This window comes from Streptomyces sp. CA-251387 (assembly GCF_050936625.1).
In the GTDB taxonomy this organism is placed as follows: Bacteria; Actinomycetota; Actinomycetes; order Streptomycetales; family Streptomycetaceae; genus Streptomyces.
Window position 1 is genome coordinate 4,935,571 of sequence record NZ_JBNJMJ010000001.1, and the last position, 18,559, is coordinate 4,954,129.

Genomic DNA, 18,559 nt, shown 5'->3' on the forward strand with positions numbered 1-18,559 from the left:
CATCCAGCACCTACGCACCGCGACAGTCCCATGCCCGGGCGCCCACGCCCTCGTACCCAAAGGTGATCACACATGCCCACCAACCTCGCCCCAACGCCCCCCGTCTCCCAACTCGACGTCGCCGCCGACCTGTTGGCCCTCCTCGGTGACACCACCACCGAACCCCGCCCCGACACCCAACTGGAGGCCCTGACCCTGGCCGTCGCCGCCGACCTGCCCGTCCTCCTGTGGGGTGAGCCGGGTATCGGCAAGACCGCTGCCCTCACCCAGCTCGCCGCCGCGCTGGAGCTGCCGCTGACCACGGTGATCGCCAGCGTGCACGAGCCGTCCGACTTCTCGGGACTGCCCGTCGTCGGGGACGATCCGGCCGAGCAGGGTGTGCCGATGGCGCCGCCGGACTGGGCCGTGCGGCTGGTGAAGGCCGGGCGGGGGCTGTTGTTCCTGGACGAGTTGTCCACCGCGCCGCCGGCCGTGCAGGCCGCGCTGTTGCGGGTCGTGCTCGAGCGGAGGATCGGGGCGCTGCAACTGCCCCCGGGCGTACGGATCGTGGCCGCCGCCAACCCGCGGTCCTCGGCGGCCGACGGCTGGGAGCTGAGCGCGCCGCTGGCCAACCGGTTCGTGCATCTGCAGTGGGCCCACGACCACGAGGTCGTCGTACGGGGGCTGGGCGGGACCTGGCCGCGGGCGACCCTGCCGCGCCTCGACCCGCAGAAGCTGCCGTCGGCCGTGGACTTCGCCCGGCGCGCGGTCTGCGGGCTGCTCTCCGGGCGGCCGGGTCTTGTGCACCGGCTGCCCAACAGCGAGACGCGCCGGGGTGGCCCGTGGCCCTCTCCTCGCAGCTGGGAGATGACGCAGCGTCTGATCGCCTTCGCGACCGCAGCCGGTTCCTCGCGGGACGTGCTGTCGCTGCTGGTCAGGGGCACCGTGGGGGACGGTCCCGGGCTGGAGCTGCTGGCGAGCGTGGACCGGATGGACCTGCCGGACCCCGAGCTGCTGCTCGCCGACCCGGCCGGTGCCGTGCTGCCCGAGCGGGGGGATCTGCGGCAGGCCGCGCTCGACGGGGTGGTGGAGGCGGTACGGGCGCGTCCCGAGAAGTCCCGTTGGGATGCGGCCTGGGCGCTGCTGGTGCGGGCGGTGGAGACCGGGGCTCCGGACCTCGTCGTCGTCCCCGCCTCCACCCTCGCCTCGCTCCGCCAGGAGGACTGGGACGTGCCGCCGTCGATCGAGCAGCTCGCCGGAGTCGTGTCCCTGTCCCGGCGAGCGGATCACGCGGCGGACCGGACGGCGGCGGTGGCCGCGAAGGCGGGCCGGTGAGCGGGGGCGCCTCCGGCACGGCCGAGGGATCACGAGGCAGGAGCCAAGCATCTGCCCGGGCCGCAACCCTCGACCGCGACAAGCTCTTCGCCGCCCGGCTGCACGCCGCCCGCGTCCGGCCCTATCTGGCGACCGCCCTGTTCGCCCTGCACGTCGTGGAGTCGCGGCAGGTGCCGACGATGGCCGTCGACCGGCACTGGCGGTGCTATGTCTCGCCCGCGTTCGTGGACCGTACGCCGGTGGAGGAGCTGGCCGGGGTGTGGGTGCACGAGGTGTCGCATCTGCTGCGTGACCATCACGGGCGCAGTGACCGGGTGGCGCGTGAGCGCGGGCTGACCGGGCCGGGGGAGCGGCTGCGGATGAACATCGCCGCGGACTGCGAGATCAACGACGACGTGTACGGCGACGGGCTCGCCCGGCCCGAGGGCGCCGTCCTGCCGCGGACCTTGATGCTGGGCGAGGGCGAGCTGATGGAGGACTATCTGCGTCAGTTCCGGCTCGGGCCGCGTACGCAGGACCTGGCCTGGCTGGACTGCGGCAGTGGGGCCGACGGGCTCGAACGGGAGTGGGACCTGGGGGCGGACGGCGCCCACGGGCTCAGCGCGCGGGAACGGGACGCCGTCCGGTTCCGGGTGGCGCAGAGCATCACCGGGCGGCCGGGTGATGCCTCGGCGGGGTGGCAGCGGTGGGCGGAGGAGGTCTTCCATCCGCCGCAGCCGTGGCGGGAGTTGCTGGGCGCGGCGGTCCGTTCGGCGGCCTCCGGGCCGGGTGCCGGCGAGGACTACACGTACGGCCGCCCCTCGCGCCGTTCGGCCTCGGTGCCCGGCGCCGTGCTGCCGAGCCTGCGGCGCAGGCCGCCCCGGGTCTGCGTCGTCATCGACACCTCCGGCTCGGTCAGCGACGCCGAACTGGGCAGCGCGCTGCTGGAGGTCGCCGCGATCTCCCGGGCCGTCGGCGGGCGGCGCGACCTGGTCAGCGTCGTGGCGTGCGACGCGGCCGCCGGGGGTGTGCACCGGTTGTGCCGTGCCGAGGGGATTCCGCTGGTCGGAGGCGGCGGCACGGATCTGCGCGCCGGCTTCGCCAGGGCGCTCGGAGCGCGGCCCCGGCCCGATGTCGTCGTCGCCCTGACGGACGGTCAGACCCCGTGGCCGAGCACCCGGCCGCCGTGCCGGACGGTCGTGGGGCTGTTCCCCCGGGGGACGGGAGGGGGCTCGGTGAACGAGAACGACCCCGACTATGTGCCGGACCTGCCGCCGGCGTGGGCGCGGGTCGTCGAGATCGGGTAGGCAGGACGGCTCGGGCGGCGGTCGGGGGGAGGTCGGCCTGGTGGGTGGGTCGCGTGTGACGTTCCTGTCGTGCCGGTGGTCGCCGGTCTGTCGGCCTGGGAAGTCGGCCTGCTGAGTCGGCCGCGTGCGGCTTCGCTGCCGTGCCGGTGATCGCTGATGTGTCGGCCGGGGTGACCGGTCTGGTGGGTGGGTCGCGTGTGGCTCCCTTGCCGTGCCAGTGATCGCCGGTTCGTCGGCCGGGGAGACCGGAGTGGCGAGTCGGGCGGGTGCGGCTCAGCCGACGAGCGGTGATCTCCGGTCTTCCCGCGGGGCAGCCGGTCTGGCGGTCGGCCGGCCACGGTTTCCCGGCCGAGCCTGTGGCTGCCGTACTTCCGGTCGGGCGCACCCCTCCCCGTCGTACCCGTGGCTGACGTATCCACCGATGCGTACTGCGTTCTCAGTACGGCGGATTGTCGGCAGCCGCACGACGACATGGCGCCCCCGCTCCCGACAGCCTGGGCACACGTTCGAGTCCCAGATGTGGAGACCCTGTCGTGGCTGATTTCCTGTATCGAGTGGGCCGTCTGGCCTTCCGGCGGCGCTGGTACGTCGCCCTGGTCTGGGCGGCTGTGCTCGCCGCCGTCGGGCTGGGTGCCCTCAAGGCTCCGGGAGCCTCCGACGAGGAGTTCTCCATGCCGGGCATCGAGTCGCAGAAGGCGTTCGACCTGATGGAGGAGCGCTTCCCGGGTGCGACGGCCGACGGCGCGACCGCGCGGGTCGTCTTCGTCGCGCCGGGCGGTGAGAAGGTGACCGCCACCGGGAACAAGAAGGCCGTCGAGGAGGCCGTGGCCGAGCTGGGCGACGGTTCGCAGGTGGCGTCCGTCGTCGATCCGTTCCAGGCCGAGGCGGTCAGCAAGGACGGTACGACGGCGTATGCGACCGTCACCTACAAGGTCGGCGCCAGTGACCTCACCGACGCCAGCAAGGCGCAGTTGGAGAAGACCCTCCACGACGCCCGCGACTCCGGGCTGACCGTCGAGGCCGGCGGGAGCGCGATGGACGACGGAGGCGGTCCGGGCGGGGCGGCCGAGGTGATCGGCGTCGCGATCGCCGCCGTCGTCCTCCTCGTCACCTTCGGTTCGTCGGCCGCCGCCGGGCTGCCGCTGCTGACCGCGATCATCGGCGTCGGCGTCAGTATGGCCACGATCCTCGCCCTGTCCGACGCCCTCGGCCTGTCCACCACGACCGGCACCCTCGCGATGATGCTGGGCCTCGCGGTCGGGATCGACTACGCCCTGTTCGTCGTCTCGCGGTACCGGGAGGAGCGCGCCAAGGGCCGTACGCCGCAGGAGGCGACCGGTCTCGCCGTCGGGACGGCCGGCTCCGCCGTCGTCTTCGCCGGGCTCACCGTCGTGATCGCGCTCGCCGGACTGTCGGTCGTCGGCATTCCGATGCTCACCAAGATGGGCCTGGCCGCGGCGGGTGCGGTCGTCGTCGCCGTACTGATCGCGCTGACCCTGGTCCCGGCGTTCCTCGGCTTCTGGCCGAACGCCGTGCTGCCGAGGCGGGCCCGCAAGAGCGGTCGTATGGAAGAGGCCGGCGACAACGGCGGTACGCGCTGGGCGCGGTTCGTGCTGCGCCGGCCCCTGCCCGTGCTGCTGCTCGGCGTCCTGGGCCTCGGCGCGCTCGCCGTGCCGATGACCCAGTTGCAGCTGGGCATGCCCGGCGACGAGGCCAAGTCGACCTCCACCACCGAGCGGCGGGCCTACGACGCGCTCGCCGAGGCCTTCGGGCCGGGCTTCAACGGACCGTTGACCGTCGTCGTGGACGTCAAGGGCGCCGACGACCCGAAGGGCGCGGTCACGACCGTCTCCGAGGAGATCGGCGGCACCAAGGGCGTCGTGTCCGTCTCCCCGGCGCGCTTCAACGAAGCCGGTGACACCGCCGTCTTCTCGGTCGTGCCGTCCACCGCGCCGACCGACGAGAAGACCAAGGACCTGGTGACCACCATCCGGGACGAGCGTCCCGGGATCGAGACGGAGACCGGGGCGACCTTCGAGGTCACCGGCACCACCGCGCTGAACATCGACATCGCCGACAAGGTACAGGCCGCGCTGGTGCCCTATCTGATCGTCGTGGTCGGCCTCGCGGTCGTGCTGCTGCTGATGGTCTTCCGGTCCGTGCTCGTCCCGCTCAAGGCGGCCGTCGGCTTCCTGCTGTCGGTGCTGGCCTCCCTCGGCGCGGTCGTCGTGGTCTTCCAGCAGGGGCACGGCGCCGGACTGCTGGGCGTGGAGCAGACCGGGCCGATCATGAGCCTGATGCCGATCTTCCTGGTGGGCATCGTCTTCGGGCTCGCCATGGACTACGAGGTCTTCCTCGTCTCGCGGATGCGGGAGGCGTACGTCCACGGGGAGCCGGCCCGTGCGGCGGTCACGTCCGGCTTCCGGCACAGCGCCCGCGTCGTCGTGGCCGCCGCTCTGATCATGATCGCGGTCTTCGCCGGGTTCATCGGCGAGAGCGACTCCATGATCAAGATGATCGGGTTCGGGCTGGCCTCCGCCGTACTGTTCGACGCCTTCGTCGTACGGATGGCGATCGTGCCGGCTGTGCTGGCCCTGCTCGGCGACAAGGCGTGGTGGCTGCCGAAGTGGCTGGACCGGATCCTGCCCCGCGTCGACGTGGAGGGCGAGGCGCTCAGCCGACGGCCGGAGGCGGAACCGGCTCCGACCGCGGCGGCCGATCTGGAAGTGGCGCGCACCTGATCCACTCGCCCCACCCCCCACAGGGACCGCCCGTGACGAAGGACACGGGCGGTCCCGTCGGCCGTCCACACCGGAAGCCTCCACCATGGACCCAGCCCACCGACCGGAGAGCACGATGATCACCAGCCCGGAGCGGCGCTACGCGGACCGCCTCGACTCGTTCGCGGGCCGTCACCCCTTCGTCGTCGACCTGGCACTCGTCCTGGCACTGATGGGCTGTGCGTCCCTCGGCAGCGCGCTCACCCTGCCCGGTGCCGACCCGCCGGACCAGGACAAGACCGCCGTCGTTCTCATGGGCGTGGCCTGTCTCGCCCTGCTGAAGCACCGCAGCCACCCGCGCGTCGCCGTCGTGGTGACCGCGGCCTGCACCGTGGTCGCCATCGCGCTGGGATACCTGCTCACGCCTCTGCTGCTGGCACCTGTCATGGCGGCGCTCTACTGGCTGGCCACCCTCACCGACCGCAGGACCACCCGCGCCTACGGCGTCACCACCCTGGTCGCGGTGGTGATCGCGGCGGCGATCTCCGACTCCATGGACCATCTGTCGCTGCTGCTCAGGACGATCGGCCCGTTCTTCTGGCTGCTGCTGCCCCTGGCCGCCGGCACCATGACCCGGCTGCGGCGTGCCTACCTCAAGGCGGTGCAGGCCCGCGCCGAGCACGCCGAGCGCACCCGGGAGGAGGAGGCGCGGCTGCGCGTCACCGAGGAGCGCATGCGCATCGCCCGTGAGCTGCACGACGTCGTCGCCCACCACCTGGCGCTGGCCAACGCCCAGGCGGGTACGGCCGCGCATCTGGCGCTGACCAGCCCGGAGCAGACCAAGGCGATCCTCACCGACCTGACCGGCACCACGTCGTCCGCGCTGCGCGAGCTGAAGGCCACGCTGGGCCTGCTGCGGCACAGCGGCGACCCCGACTCGACACCGCTGGAACCGTCGCCCGGGCTCGCCCGCCTGCCCGAGCTGGTCTCGGCGTGCGCCTCCGCCGGGCTCAAGGTCACGGTCACCACCGAAGGGGAGCCGCAGCCCCTCTCACCGGGAGTCGACCTGACCGCTTTCCGGATCGTCCAGGAGGCGCTGACCAACGTCACCAAGCATGCCGCCACCCAGGCCGCGCACGTCCGGTTCGAGTACAGCGGCTCCCGTCTGACCATCACCGTCAGCAACGACGGTGCGGTGACCCCCGAGGCGTCCGAGGCCGCGGGGAGCCGGGGCTTCGGCGTCATGGGCATGCGTGAACGCGCCCGCTCCATCGGCGGGGAGCTGTGCGCCGGCCACCGTCCCGAGGGCGGCTTCGAGGTCGCCACCACCCTGCCCTTGCAGCCGCACGGCGCCGGGGAGGACGCCACGCCGTGACACTGCGTTAGCTCCGGATCAGTCGGAGGTGATGCGGCGTCAGAGGCCGAACTCCTGGGGGGACAGGCCGAGTACGGAGCACGCCTCGCGCAGGACCTGGTCCTCGGCCGGGGCGACGTATCCGTCCGCGCCCGCGACGACGAAGCCGGTCTGTACGACCGCCCTGGCCTCCGTCGGCTTCTTCGCCGCCTTGGCGATCTCCTGCAGGGCCTCCTGCTTGCCCTGCTGGAAGTTGAACGCCAGCTGGTCGACGTGCTTGTTGAAGCGCTGGCGGAGCTGTTCGGACGGGAAGTTCTGCAGGACGTCGTTGTTCAGGATCAGCGACTCCACATGCTGCCGCTCGGCCGGGTCGACCTGCCCGTCGGCGGCGGCGACCAGGGCGCACATCGCCATGCTGGCGTCCCGGTAGGCGCCGCTCTTCAACTCCGTCTTGAGGGAGCTGAGCTGGGACTTGAGCGTGTTCACCAGCTGTGCCCGCGATCCCCTCGAGGACCCCGAACCCGGCCGGCCGTGTCCGCCGGCGCCCCGCGTGCCCTGCGCCTGCTGCTGCAGACCCTTGGCCTGGTCCTTGATCCGATCCCACATCGCCATCCGTGCCACCTCGGCTTGAGCCCTTGTCGTTCCGGTCGTCCGCGTGCGTTTTCTGCGTCGACCTGCCAACTCCCCCCGGCCCTGCGAAGTTCCCGGGGAACCCAAGTTCAGCCGTAGCGGGCCACCTTCGGGGCCCCCGTGCCCCTGGCCTGCGGGTCGCCGGCGGTGAGGCGGTAGACCTGGGTGAGGGGCTCGCCTGCGGATACCGTGCGCCGCGCCGTCGCCCTCAGTCCTCGCCCCGGACGATGTTCCACTCGGCGCTCTTGTGGGCCGAGCGCGGAGAACTGCTGTCCTCCACGGCGGGGAGACAGGTACGGATGGCCTTGCCCCGCAGGTGACGGGCCTTCGTCCAGCCGGTCTCGCGTACCTTCAGGACCTTCTTCTCGGCAGTGCGCGCGATCACGGCGCCTCAACTTCTTTCTGCATCGGAAACTCTCGGCCTCCGGGGGCCAACGATCATGCGCCGACGGGTTCCCTCGGCTGTGGTCGTCAAACGCCGTGCTGCTCAGGGGCGTACTGCTCACAGGTCGCGCTTCCGCAGCGGCCGTACCGCCGGCCCCTGCAGGATCCGGCCGTCCGGGGCGAACCGGGAGCCGTGGCACGGGCACTCCCACGCCTGTTCCGCGCGGTTGAAGGCCACGATGCAGCCGAGGTGGGTGCAGCGGGCCGAAACCGCCTGGAGCTGGCCCTTCTCGTCGCAGTGGATCGCCCACTGCCCTCCGCCCATGCGCACCACGGCGCCGTCGCCCGGGGCGATCTCCTCCGGCGCGGGCCCGCTCAGCGGCGGGATCCGGTCGCCGACGAAGTGCCGGGCCACCTGGGCCTGGTGCTTCAGGAACGCCCCTCCCTCCCGGACCACGGAGGCCAGGCGGCGCGGATCGTACAGTCCGCTCCACTCGACCTTTCGCCCGCTCACGAGGTCGGCGAGCAGACGGCCCGCCATGATGCCGCCGCTCATCCCCCAGCCGCCGAACCCGGTCGCCACATAGGTGTGCCGGCTGCCGGGGTGGAGCGGCCCGACGAGCGGGACGGTGTCGGTGGAGTCGTTGTCCTGCGTGGCCCATCGGTGGGTGAACGTGAGCCCGGGGAAGCAGGCGCCGGCCCAGGCGGTCAGCCGGCCGAACCGTTCCTCGACGTCGGCCGTGCCGGGCGTGAAGTGCTCCCCGGTGACGATCAGCAGGCGTTTGCCGTCGCCGAGGGGCGCCGTGCGGATGGAGCGCGTGGCCTGCTCCGGGGTGATGTACATGTTGCGCGGCGCCCGCTTCTCGTCGATGGGCGCGGCCACGACCAGCTCGCGGCGCGGGGACAGCCGGGTGAAGAGCAGGGCGCGGTCGAAGACGGGGTAGTGCGTGGCGATCACGACATCGCGGGCGCGCACCGACACCCCGGCGTCGGTCGACAGCACGCAGGGTTCGCCCTCGGTGAGGCTGACGACCCGCGTGCCCTCGTACACCGAGCCGCCGCGCCGGCGCAGGTCGTCCGCGAGTGCCAGCAGGTACTTCCGGGGATGGAACTGGGCCTGCCCGGTCACCCGGACCGCCCCGGCGACCGGGAAGGGCAGCTCCGTCTCCGTGACGAACTCGGCGGGCAGCCCGGCCTCCCGTGCCGCCTCCGCCTCGGCTCGCAGCTCCCGGACGCCATGCGGTTTCTCGGCGTACGTGAACGCCGCCGCCTCCTCCCAGTCGCAGTCGATGCCCAGCTCCTGCACGATCTCGGCCGCGTGCCGGATCGCGGCGGTCTGCGAGCGCGCGTACAGCCGGGCGCCCTCCGGTCCGCGGGTGCGGCGCAGGCGGTCGTAGATCAGGGTGTGCTGGGCGGTGAGTTTGGCCGTCGTGTGGCCGGTGACGCCCGCGGCGAGGCGGCCCGCCTCCAGGACGGCCACCTCATGTCCCTGCTGCACCAGTTCCCAGGCGGTACTGAGCCCCGCGATGCCGCCGCCGACCACGGCGACGTCGACGGCGAGGTCGGCGGCCGGTGGGGGAGCGGGTTCGCCGGGCGGTGCGGTTTCCAGCCAGTAGGAGCTGCGGAGCTCTGTCTCAGCGTTCATGGCCGCCGAGTTCCCGTCATGGTGAGGTGCCACGCGGACGGGTACCCGGTGCTCCGTACACACGCTGGAGGCCGGTGTACGAACGCGGCCGGCCCCGGCGAGACAGCGGACCAGGAGGGATCAATGAGCACGGTCAAGGAAACGGTCGAGGTGGAAGTCCCGCTCCGCAGGGCGTACGACCAGTGGACCCAGTTCGAGGACTTCCCGAACTTCATGGAAGGCGTCGACGAGGTCAAGCAGCTCGACGACCGGCACAACCACTGGACCACCAGCATCGGTGGGGTGCGGCGCGAGTTCGACACGGAGATCATCGACCAGATGCCGGACGACCGGATCACCTGGCGGTCCATCGGTGGTGACACCGAGCAGCGTGGCTCGGTCCGGTTCGAGCGGCTGGACGACACGCACACCCGGGTGGAGCTCACGATGGACATCGAGCCCACCGGTGTCGTCGAGAAGGGCGCCGACGCGCTGGGCATGATCGACCGGCGGGTGAAGGGAGACCTGCGCCGCTTCAAGGACTATGTCGAGAGCGGCAGCGGCACCGGCGGCTGGCGCGGACGCATCCGGCCGGGGGACCCCGGCACCACCCTCTGACGGTTCCCCGCGCGCACGCGCTCACGGCAGGAACCACCCCGGCCGGTCCCACGCTCCCGTGGGGCCGGCCGGAGGCGTGTCCAGTCGGTTCCCGCCGCGGCAACCGACTGGGTGTCGTATCAGCCGATGGTGAGTTAGGCGGTACTTCGGTCCGGGGGGATCGTTGGGCCGGGCGTGATCGAGAAGACCGTCCCCGTGACGACCCATGCCGGGCGGACGAGCCGTCTGCGGTTCGCCCTGGCTCTTGCGCCCCTGCTCGTGGGTGCCTCCGTCCTGCTGGCCGGAAGCGCCGCAGGGGCCGTCTCCGTGGCGTTCGCGGGGGAGGTGCCGGTCACGGTGCATGCCGCGCGGGTGTCCGGGTCGGGTGTGTCGGCCTCCCCGGGCGCTTCCGGGCGCGGCGGGGTGCTGCCGGCGCTGGCCACGCGGATGGAACGGGCCACCGTGGAGGACGCCTGCGTGACCTCCACCGCTCAGCTACCGGTCATCGGCGCGGTGACGGCCGTCGTACGGATCGAGCAGGCCTCCGCCACCGGGCTGACCGTGGAGGCGGGCAAGGCGACGGCCGGGACGGTGAAGCTCTCCGGCGCGCGGTTCGACACCCCGCGGGTGTCCCTGGAGCGGCCCACGGGCCTGTTCACCGTCGGTGCCGAGAGGGTCAGCGGCAGCAGGGTGACGACACAGCCGCACGCCTTCACGGCCGGGACGATCACGTCCCGTGGCGTCACCATCGACCTGCGCCGGGGCGAGGGCGGCTGCGAGCCGGGGGCGGGCCGATGAGCAGCGGTCCGACGACTACGGCGATGCGATCCGACCTGCGATCCGAGTGGCGGGGATGGCGCCGGGGCCGCCCGTTCGCGGCGGGGCTGCTGCTCGGGCTCGGCGGGCTGGAGTTGATCTGCGTCTCGTGGGTGGGGCTAGGGTTCCTGCGGTTCACCGGCACGGCGGGTGCCGCCTCGTGGGCCCTGGGCGCCCTGTTCGTCGTCGCCGGTGTCACGACGTGGCAGAACCCGGCCCTGCGCTACTTCTCCGGCGCCCTGGCCGCCGTACTGTCCCTGGTCAGCCTGGTCGCGGCCAACCTCGGCGGCCTGCTCCTCGGCTTCCTGCTCACCGCCGTCGGCAGCGCGCTGGCCCTCGCCTGGGTCCCGCAGCAGGCGCCCGCGGCCGGAGAGGGGGCGTGAGGTGGGGGCTCCCGTCCTGCGCCCCGTCGGCGTCTACGGCCGTAGCGGCATCCACGACCCGGCCCTGCGCCGCGGTTACGAAGCGTGCCGCCGCGTCGCGCGCACCACCGGCGAGATCGAGTACGCCGTATCGCTGCTGCTGCCACCGCCCCTGCGGACCGCCACCTGGGCGTTGTACGGCGCCCTGGGGACGGTGGACGGTCTGGCGGACACGGCGGACACGGCGGACACGGCGGACACCGAACGCGCCGGACGGCTGGAAGCGTGGATCTCCGCGTTCGACGCGGACCTGCGCGACGGTCGCAGCGCCGACCCGGTGCGGCAGGCATTGATCCACACCATGCTCACCTGGAACCTGCCGCCGGGCTTCATGCACACCCTGTTCGAGCAGCTGCGCCAGGACGTCCACGGGCGCCGGTTCGCCACGTGGCAGGAGTGGCGGCGCTACAGCAGCCTGGTCAACACGCCGTTCGTGCTGCGCACGGGCTCCCTGCTGCTGCGGGTCGCGGGCCTGTCCGCCGAGCCGGAGGCGATCGCCGCGGGCGTACCGGACGCGGCGGTGCAGTGGCAGACGGCGGTCGACGCCGTGTACTTGACCGACGCCCTCGTCGACCTCTCCGACGACCTGGCCCGCGGCCATGTGCCGCTGCCGCAGGAGGCCTTGGACGAGGCCGGAGTGCGCCGCGCGGACCTGCTGGCCCGCCGCAGCACCCCGGCCTTCGAGGAACTGGTGCGCCGACTGGCCGACCGGGCCCGCGGCTGGCTGGACCGGACACCGGTGCCTTCCGTGCTGCATCCGGCGGTCGGTGTCGCGCTCGGCGCCTACACCGACCTGTACCGGCTGCGGCTCGAGGCCGTCGCCGATGCCCCCGCCGCGCTGCTGCGGCGCCGCCCGGACCTGCCGCGGAGCGCCCGGCTGCGCGTGCTGCTTCCGGCCCGGGCCCGGGCGGCGCTGGCCTGGGGCCTGTTCCCCTTCCCCGTACGGCCCTGCCCGCCGCCGACACCGGCCGACGCCCCCGAAGGCAGGGCCGGTGAAGTGCGCCGGCTCGCCGCCGAGCGGCGCGCGATCGCCCCGCCGGCCCCCCACCCGTCCGGTGCCCGCCCGCCCCAGCTGCCCGCCGAGGCCAAGCCACGCCATGTCGCGATCGTCATGGACGGCAACGGCCGCTGGGCCACCGCCCGCGGCCTGCCCCGCACCGACGGCCACCGGGCGGGCGCCGAGGCACTGATCGACGTCGTTCACGGCGCCCTGGAGATCGGTCTGAGGTACCTGACCGTGTACGCGTTCTCCACCGAGAACTGGAAGCGCCCCGCCGACGAACTGCACGCGCTGATGTACGAGATCCCCTCGCTCCTGCGCCGGATCACCGACGACGCCGAGCCGCTGGACGTCCGCGTGCGCTGGGCCGGGCTGCGCTCCCGGCTGCCGGCCGACGTGATCGAGACACTCGCCGAGGCCGAGCGGACCAGCCGCGACCGCTCCGCACTGACCCTGACCCTGTGCGTGAACTACGGGGGCCGCGCCGAGATCACGGCAGCCGCGGCGCGCCTCGCTCAGGAGGCGGCCGCCGGGAGGATCGACCCGGGCTCGGTCTCCGAGCACGCCTTCGCCCGCTACCTGCACGTCCCCGAACTGCCCGACGTCGACCTGCTGCTGCGCACCGGCGGCGACCAGCGGACCTCCAACTTCCTTCCCTGGCAGTCCACTTACGCCGAGCTGCTGTTCCTGGACACCCCATGGCCGGAGGTGGACCGCCGCGACCTGTGGAACGCCCTCGAACAGTACGCCCGCCGCACCCGCCGCTACGGCTCCGTGCCCCGCGTCCCCGCCCAGCTCCTCCGGGACGGCTGACCAGTCGAACCGCATACGTAGCGAGCTTGCCCAGCCGCTTCGGCCTGCCGGAAGGGCGTGTGGGAGACGCAGACCCGGGAGGTGTCTGCCCCTGCGTTTGACGCAGGCGTGCCGTGGGGCTGGACTGGACTGACAGGCGCTGCGACCCGACCCCGTACCAGGGAGAGCAGCGATGACCACGATGGAAACCTTCAGTCTTCTGCAGCCGTACCGGATCGCGGAGGAGACGTTCGTCATCCCGTGGGCCCTGGAGGCCCCGCCGGTCGGCCACTTCCCGATGAACTCGATGGTGATCCGGGGAGCCGAGCCGGTCCTCGTGGACACGGGGGCGCCGGCGGTGCGGTCGCAGTGGCTGGAGGCCGCATGGTCCGTGGTGGATCCGCTGGACGTGCGGTGGATCTTCCTCACCCACGACGACCGTGACCACGCCGGCAACCTCCTGCCGGTCCTCGCCGAATGCCCGAACGCGACCCTGCTGACGACGTGGTTCTCGATCGGGCGCATGGCCGAGGAGTGGGAGACACCGGTCAACCGGTGCCGCTTCATGATCGAGGGCGACCGGCTGGACGTGGGTGACCGCACGCTGGTCGCCAAGCGGCCACCGCTGTACGACAACCCGACCACCCGCGCCCTCTTCGACCCGAAGACACACGTCCTGTGGGCGGTGGACACCTTCGCGACGAACGTGCCCACCCCCATGGCCGAAACCGCCGACCTGTCGGCGGAGGAGTTCCGCGAGGGGCAGCTCTTCGGCGGGCGCCTGGTCTCGCCCTGGGTCGCGCTGCTGGACGGCCGGAAGTTCGGGGCGGTGGTGGACGACTTCCAGCGGCTGGACGCCGAGGTCATCGCCGGCTGCCACACGCCGGTGCTCCGCCGGCCCCAGATCGGGGAGGCGTACGACCTTCTGCGCCGGTTGCCCGAGATTCCGCCGTGGCCGGAGTTCACGCAGGCCGACCTCGACCAGTGGATGGCGGTCGCCGAGAGCTCGGTTCCGCCGGAACAGCCACGGCCGTCGGCCACCTGACGCACTCATGCCCGAGCTGCCGGACGTCGAGGGGTTCCGGAAGGTGCTCACCTCCTGCGCGAAGGGCAGGATCATCCAACGCGTCGACGTGCGCGACACCGGCGTACTGCACGGGGTGAGCACGCGGAGCCTGCGGGACGCCCTGGAAGGCCGGCGTTTCACCGAGCCGGAGCGGCACGGGAAGTGGCTGCTCGCCCGCACCGGCGGCCCCACACTCCTGCTGCACTTCGGCATGACCGGCCGACTGGTCTGCAGCCGTCCCGACGACGCGGTCGAGGCGCACGACCGCGTCCTGTTCACCCTGTCCCGCGACCGTCAGCTCCGCTTCCGCGACCAGCGCAAGCTGCAGGGCCTGTGGCTCGCCCACGACGAGTCGGAGGTCGCGGCTCTGCTGGAGCGCCAGGGACCCGACGCGCTTGCGGTGAGCCGCGAGGAGTTCGAGACCGCGCTCTCCGCACGCCGCGGCAGCCTCAAAACGGCCCTCACCGACCAGTCCGTCCTGGCCGGACTCGGCAATCTGCTGGCCGACGAGATCCTGTGGCGGGCAGGCCTGCACCCCGCGAGCCGGGCGAGCGACCTCACCGAGCCCGACCGCCGCCGCCTGTACACGCACATGCGCCGCGCCCTGCGCTCCGCGGTCACCGCCGGCTGTGTCCCGCCCCGGGACTCCTGGCTCACCGGTCACCGGGACGACCCCGCCCCGGCCTGCCCGCGCTGCGGCACCTCGCTGCGCCGGTCCCGGATGGCGGGCCGTGGCACGGTGTGGTGTCCGCAGTGTCAGTAGTCCCGATCAGCCGGTAGTGCGCATCAGCCGGTGGCGCCTATCAGCCAGTGCCACGTATCAGCGCGTGTCGCCCCTGCGCAGGACCTTGTCGACGCTGACCGCGACGACGACCAGGGTCCCGGTCGCGACGTCCTGGTAGAGGCTGTCGATGCCCGCCTGGGTGAGGCCGGAGCGGAGCACGTTCACGATGAGCGCTCCGATCAGCGTTCCGACGATGCTTCCCCGGCCGCCGAAGAGGCTGGTCCCGCCGATGACGACGGCGGTGATGCTCTCCAGGTTCGCCGTCTGGTAGGCGTTGGGGTCGGCGTTGGGAATGCGTCCGAGGGCCTGCCAGGCGGCGATGCCGTAGAGGAGACCGGCGGTGACGTAGACCGACAGGATCGTGCGCCGCACGTTGATGCCGGTCAGGCGGGCGGACTCGGGGGCGTTGCCGACGGCGTAGATGTGCCGTCCCCAGCTCGTCCGGGTGAGCACGTACCAGAAGAACGCGTACAGGCCCAGGAGCAGGAACGTTCCCCAGGTGACGAGGACGCCGCCGAGGTGGATGCCGTGCCCCCAGAAGTCGAGCAGATCGCTGGTCACCGGATAGCTGCGGGAGTCGGAGTAGAGCCTGGCCGTGGCGTAGAGGACGCTCAGCGCGCCCAGGGTGACGATGAACGGCGGCAGGCCGAGCCGGGCCACGAGCAGGCCGTTGACGGTCCCGAGGAGGACCGCCACGGCCAGGCCGAGCAGCAGCGCCGCCGCCGGGCTGCCCCCGTCGAAGACGAGTTTGGCCATGACGATCGTGGCGAGGACGGCGATGGCCCCGTTCGCCAGGTCGATGCCCGCGGTGAGGATGATCAGCGACTGCCCCAGCGCCAGGGTGCCGATCACGATGGTCTGCTGCAGCACCAGGGACAGGTTTCCCGGCGTCATGAAGGTGTCCGTCGTGAGCGAGAAGACCAGTACGGCGACGGCCAGGGCGGCCAGCGGGCCGGCCGTCGGCGTACGCAGGGCGTACCGCAGCGCCTCCCGCAGCGCGGCGCCGGGCTCCGGCTCGGCGGTGGGGCTGGGCGTACCGGGAGATCTCATGGTCCTTTACTGGTTCCTTCCACCGCTCGGCGCACGCCGGTCATCCCCAGCAGCGCTGGAGTCCCCAGGCCGTGTCGTGGGACGCCAGTCCCCGCACCGGCTGGTCGGTGATGAGTTCCGTGCCCGTGTCGGTGAAGCCGGACGGTTTCCGCCCGCTCTCGGCGAACTCGACGACCGCGGCCACGCCCCGGTCGGCCATCCTGACCGGGAACTGCATGACGGTGGCCGCGTACTTGCCGGCCTTGACGGCCCGTACGCCGGCGCAGCCGCCGTCGATGGTGCCGATGGTCACCTGCCGGGTGAGGCCGCGGGCGGCGATGGCCGCGGAGGCGCCGTCGGCCACCGGTTCGTTGATGGTGTAGACCGAGTTCACGTCGGTCGTGCGCTGCAGCAGGTTCTCCATGGCGGTCTGCGCCAGGTTGCGGTCGCCGTTGGTGTTCGCCCGCCCTCGGATCGCCGGTGAGTCATCCTCGATCCCGAAGCCGTCGAGGAACCCGTCGTGACGCTCCTGGCTGACCGAGGAACCCTCCGTGCCGTCCAGCATGAGCAGTTGGGGCGCCCGGTCGGCGAGCACGGCCCTGACATACGCGCCCTGGAGGCGTCCGGCCTTGACGTTGTCGGTCGCGTACGTGGCGTCCACGGCGTCCTCCGGGTCCGTGGCGCTGTCCAGCGCGATCACCAGGATGCCCTGGCGCCGGGCCTCCGCGATGGCGCCCAGGACGCCGGTCGTGTTCGACGGCGTGATCAGGATGCCCTGCACGTCGCGGGCGATGAGGCTCTCCACCGCGGCGACCTGGCCCTCGTTGTCGCCGTCGAACTTGCCGGCCAGCGCGATGAGCTCGGCGCCGTTCTTCTTGGCGGCGTCCGCGGCGGCCTTGCGCATGGTCACGAAGAACGGGTTGGTCTCGGTCTTGGTCACCAGACCGATCGTGACCTTCGGTGTCCCGTCGCCCTCGCCGGAGTCCTGATCGCCGCCACAGGCCGCGGCGCCGAGCAGCAACGTGCCCACCAGGAGGAGCGTGGCTCCCTGCCGGGGGCGCCGTGGCCGGCTGCGCTTGCGGACGGTGTGGTGGTGTGCCATCGGTGACACCCTCTTCCGGCCGGATCCAGCGTCTGGGAGGCCTCTGGTCGACACATGCGCCTAGATTGTTAATAAATATCGTATTTGCCCCTCTCTGGCGGAGAAGGTGAGATGCGCGTGGCCGGTCCGCCACTCCTCTCGCTGCGCGGAGTCTCCAAGCGGTTCGGCGCCGTCCAGGCCCTCAAGGACGTCGACCTGGAGCTGCACGCGGGGGAGGTGGTCGCCCTGCTCGGCGACAACGGTGCCGGCAAGTCCACCCTCATCAGGGTCATCGCGGGGGTCGACCCCGCCGACGAAGGCGTCATCGAGTGGGAGGGCCAGGTCGTCCATGTCAGGACCCCCCGGATCGCCCAGCGCCTGGGCATCGCGACCGTCTACCAGAACCTGGCGCTGTGCGACAACCTCGATGTCGCCGAGAACCTGTTCCTGGGGCGGGAACGCCGGTGCCCCGGTGTGCGGGGTCGCCTGTTCCGGTTGATGGACAGCGGCGGCATGCGGGGCGAGGCCCGACGGCAGCTGGACGCGCTGGGCATCCGTGTCCCCGACGTCCGTGCTCCGGTCGCTTCGCTGTCCGCGGGCCAGCGGCAGACCGTGGCGATATCCCGCGCGCTCCTCGGCCGGCCGAAGGCCCTCCTCCTCGACGAGCCCACCGCGGCGCTGGGGGTTCCGCAGACCGGCCACGTCCTCGACCTCGTCGACGAACTCCGCGAGCGGGGCATCGGGGTCATCCTCATCAGTCACAACCTGGGCGACGTCAAGGCGGTGGCGGACGAGGCGGCGGTGCTGCGGCTGGGCCGCAACAACGGCTTCTTCCATGTGCCGACCACACCGCAGGACAGGATCTTCTCCGCCATCGTCGGCGCCACGGGGCATGACTGACTCGTACATGGAGAGGTGGGATCTCGGGGGTCCCGGGATGGCGGGCAGCAGCCATGCAGACATCACCGCCCCCCGCGTCAGAGGCGGCGCACGCGACGACATCGCGCTGATCGCCGTACGCCTTTGGGAGTCGACGAGACCACCCCGGTTGTCGCCGGGCAACCCTGCGGCGGCGGCAACCGGGCGGGGCGGGCCGTACCGGCCCTCGTGCGGCTCACGACTCACTGCCGAACCGCTTGCCCGGACGAGTGCGCGGTTCATGTGTACGGCCCGCTCATAGGCCGAGTGCCACATCCTTCGGCGTTCCACACCGCAAACCGCGCCTCATCTGCCGACCGACGTGGAGAGCGAGGCGCCGGGGCCTCACTGGTCCGAGTAGCCGATGTCCCCGATGGTCCACGCGCTCACGTCCTCGATCGGGACGCGGTACATGCCTCCCGTCTCAGGGATGCCGAAGCTTCCCTGGAGGATCCGGGCGACGTGGAAGTGGAGGTGCGTGGGCGGTCCGTCACCTTGCTCCGGTCGACGGTCGCCGCTGCCCCGGTCCGGGGTGAACGCGGCGGCGAACCGCCCCAGGTGCTCGGAGTCCCGCAGGACTTCGGCGACGCGTTCCTTCCACAGGGCTTCCGGGGCGAGCCGTCCGGTGAGGACGGCTCCCGGAATCACCACGGTCAGGGACATCCGGCTGCTGTGCTGCGACTCCACCATCGCGGCGATCGTGACGAGCAGGTCGTCAGGGCGCTTCATGCCTCAGGAGCCT

General features: G+C 72.3%; 17 protein-coding genes. 11 read left to right on the top strand and 6 right to left on the bottom strand.

Annotated elements, in window-relative coordinates; translation table 11 throughout:
* The first annotated feature begins 72 nt into the window (after positions 1 to 72).
* The 4 genes from ACQEV2_RS22060 to ACQEV2_RS22075 all read left to right on the top strand — a co-directional run bounded on the left by ACQEV2_RS22060 (position 73) and on the right by ACQEV2_RS22075 (position 6,695).
* Positions 73 to 1,314 carry an AAA family ATPase gene (locus tag ACQEV2_RS22060; RefSeq protein ID WP_433044071.1) on the top strand — a complete coding sequence of 414 codons (1,242 nt, stop codon included), beginning with the start codon at positions 73 to 75 and terminating at the stop codon, positions 1,312 to 1,314.
* Complete coding sequence (locus ACQEV2_RS22065) at positions 1,311 to 2,600, top strand: vWA domain-containing protein (protein WP_433044074.1); 1,290 nt, start codon at positions 1,311 to 1,313, stop codon at positions 2,598 to 2,600. Before ACQEV2_RS22060 ends, ACQEV2_RS22065 begins: the two co-directional genes overlap by 4 nt.
* A gap of 533 nt (positions 2,601 to 3,133) precedes the next feature.
* Positions 3,134 to 5,341: an MMPL family transporter gene (locus ACQEV2_RS22070; protein WP_433044078.1), complete on the top strand. Its 2,208-nt coding sequence runs from the start codon at positions 3,134 to 3,136 to the stop codon at positions 5,339 to 5,341.
* Between the two features lie 115 nt (positions 5,342 to 5,456).
* Positions 5,457 to 6,695 carry a sensor histidine kinase gene (locus ACQEV2_RS22075; RefSeq protein ID WP_433044081.1) on the top strand — a complete coding sequence of 413 codons (1,239 nt, stop codon included), beginning with the start codon at positions 5,457 to 5,459 and terminating at the stop codon, positions 6,693 to 6,695.
* 39 nt (positions 6,696 to 6,734) lie between these two features.
* On the opposite strand, the gene ACQEV2_RS22080 is transcribed toward ACQEV2_RS22075, so the two are convergent.
* The 3 genes from ACQEV2_RS22080 to ACQEV2_RS22090 form a co-directional block, all read right to left on the bottom strand.
* Positions 6,735 to 7,286 (bottom strand): tellurite resistance TerB family protein, encoded by a 552-nt coding sequence (locus ACQEV2_RS22080; protein WP_433044084.1) that lies wholly within the window; start codon positions 7,284 to 7,286, stop codon positions 6,735 to 6,737.
* A gap of 226 nt (positions 7,287 to 7,512) precedes the next feature.
* On the bottom strand, positions 7,513 to 7,689 hold the full coding sequence (locus ACQEV2_RS22085) for a hypothetical protein (protein ID WP_433044087.1): 177 nt from the start codon (positions 7,687 to 7,689) through the stop codon (positions 7,513 to 7,515).
* Between the two features lie 117 nt (positions 7,690 to 7,806).
* Positions 7,807 to 9,333 carry an FAD-dependent oxidoreductase gene (locus ACQEV2_RS22090; RefSeq protein ID WP_433044090.1) on the bottom strand — a complete coding sequence of 509 codons (1,527 nt, stop codon included), beginning with the start codon at positions 9,331 to 9,333 and terminating at the stop codon, positions 7,807 to 7,809.
* 123 nt (positions 9,334 to 9,456) lie between these two features.
* On the opposite strand from ACQEV2_RS22090, the gene ACQEV2_RS22095 reads away from it, so the two are divergent.
* The 6 genes from ACQEV2_RS22095 (at position 9,457) to ACQEV2_RS22120 (ending at position 14,768) form a co-directional block, all read left to right on the top strand.
* A complete protein-coding gene (locus ACQEV2_RS22095) occupies positions 9,457 to 9,930 on the top strand; it encodes an SRPBCC family protein (protein WP_433044093.1) in 474 nt (157 codons plus the stop codon).
* Positions 9,931 to 10,104: 174 nt separating this feature from the next.
* Positions 10,105 to 10,707, top strand: a complete 603-nt coding sequence (locus tag ACQEV2_RS22100) for a DUF6230 family protein (RefSeq protein WP_433044096.1) — start codon at positions 10,105 to 10,107, stop codon at positions 10,705 to 10,707.
* A gap of 23 nt (positions 10,708 to 10,730) precedes the next feature.
* Positions 10,731 to 11,108, top strand: a complete 378-nt coding sequence (locus tag ACQEV2_RS22105; RefSeq protein ID WP_433044099.1) for a DUF6114 domain-containing protein — start codon at positions 10,731 to 10,733, stop codon at positions 11,106 to 11,108.
* Position 11,109: 1 nt separating this feature from the next.
* Entirely contained in the window at positions 11,110 to 12,960 is a 1,851-nt protein-coding gene (gene uppS / locus ACQEV2_RS22110; protein WP_433044102.1) for a polyprenyl diphosphate synthase, read from the top strand.
* Between the two features lie 172 nt (positions 12,961 to 13,132).
* Positions 13,133 to 13,984 (top strand): MBL fold metallo-hydrolase, encoded by an 852-nt coding sequence (locus ACQEV2_RS22115; protein ID WP_433044105.1) that lies wholly within the window; start codon positions 13,133 to 13,135, stop codon positions 13,982 to 13,984.
* A gap of 7 nt (positions 13,985 to 13,991) precedes the next feature.
* Positions 13,992 to 14,768, top strand: coding sequence for an Fpg/Nei family DNA glycosylase (locus ACQEV2_RS22120; RefSeq protein ID WP_433044108.1), 777 nt, complete (start codon positions 13,992 to 13,994; stop codon positions 14,766 to 14,768).
* 57 nt (positions 14,769 to 14,825) lie between these two features.
* On the opposite strand, the gene ACQEV2_RS22125 is transcribed toward ACQEV2_RS22120, so the two are convergent.
* The gene (locus ACQEV2_RS22125) at positions 14,826 to 15,839 is read right to left on the bottom strand and encodes an ABC transporter permease (RefSeq protein ID WP_433044111.1); all 1,014 of its coding nucleotides are present in this window, start codon (positions 15,837 to 15,839) and stop codon (positions 14,826 to 14,828) included.
* Positions 15,840 to 15,879: 40 nt separating this feature from the next.
* Positions 15,880 to 16,920 carry a substrate-binding domain-containing protein gene (locus ACQEV2_RS22130; protein WP_433044114.1) on the bottom strand — a complete coding sequence of 347 codons (1,041 nt, stop codon included), beginning with the start codon at positions 16,918 to 16,920 and terminating at the stop codon, positions 15,880 to 15,882.
* A 111-nt stretch (positions 16,921 to 17,031) separates the two neighbouring features.
* Here ACQEV2_RS22130 and ACQEV2_RS22135 point away from each other — a divergent pair, with 111 nt between their 5' ends.
* Positions 17,032 to 17,799 (top strand): ATP-binding cassette domain-containing protein, encoded by a 768-nt coding sequence (locus ACQEV2_RS22135; protein WP_433044117.1) that lies wholly within the window; start codon positions 17,032 to 17,034, stop codon positions 17,797 to 17,799.
* A 363-nt stretch (positions 17,800 to 18,162) separates the two neighbouring features.
* Here ACQEV2_RS22135 and ACQEV2_RS22140 read toward each other — a convergent pair whose 3' ends face one another.
* Positions 18,163 to 18,546 carry a hypothetical protein gene (locus tag ACQEV2_RS22140; protein WP_433044120.1) on the bottom strand — a complete coding sequence of 128 codons (384 nt, stop codon included), beginning with the start codon at positions 18,544 to 18,546 and terminating at the stop codon, positions 18,163 to 18,165.
* Between the last annotated feature and the right edge of the window lie 13 nt (positions 18,547 to 18,559).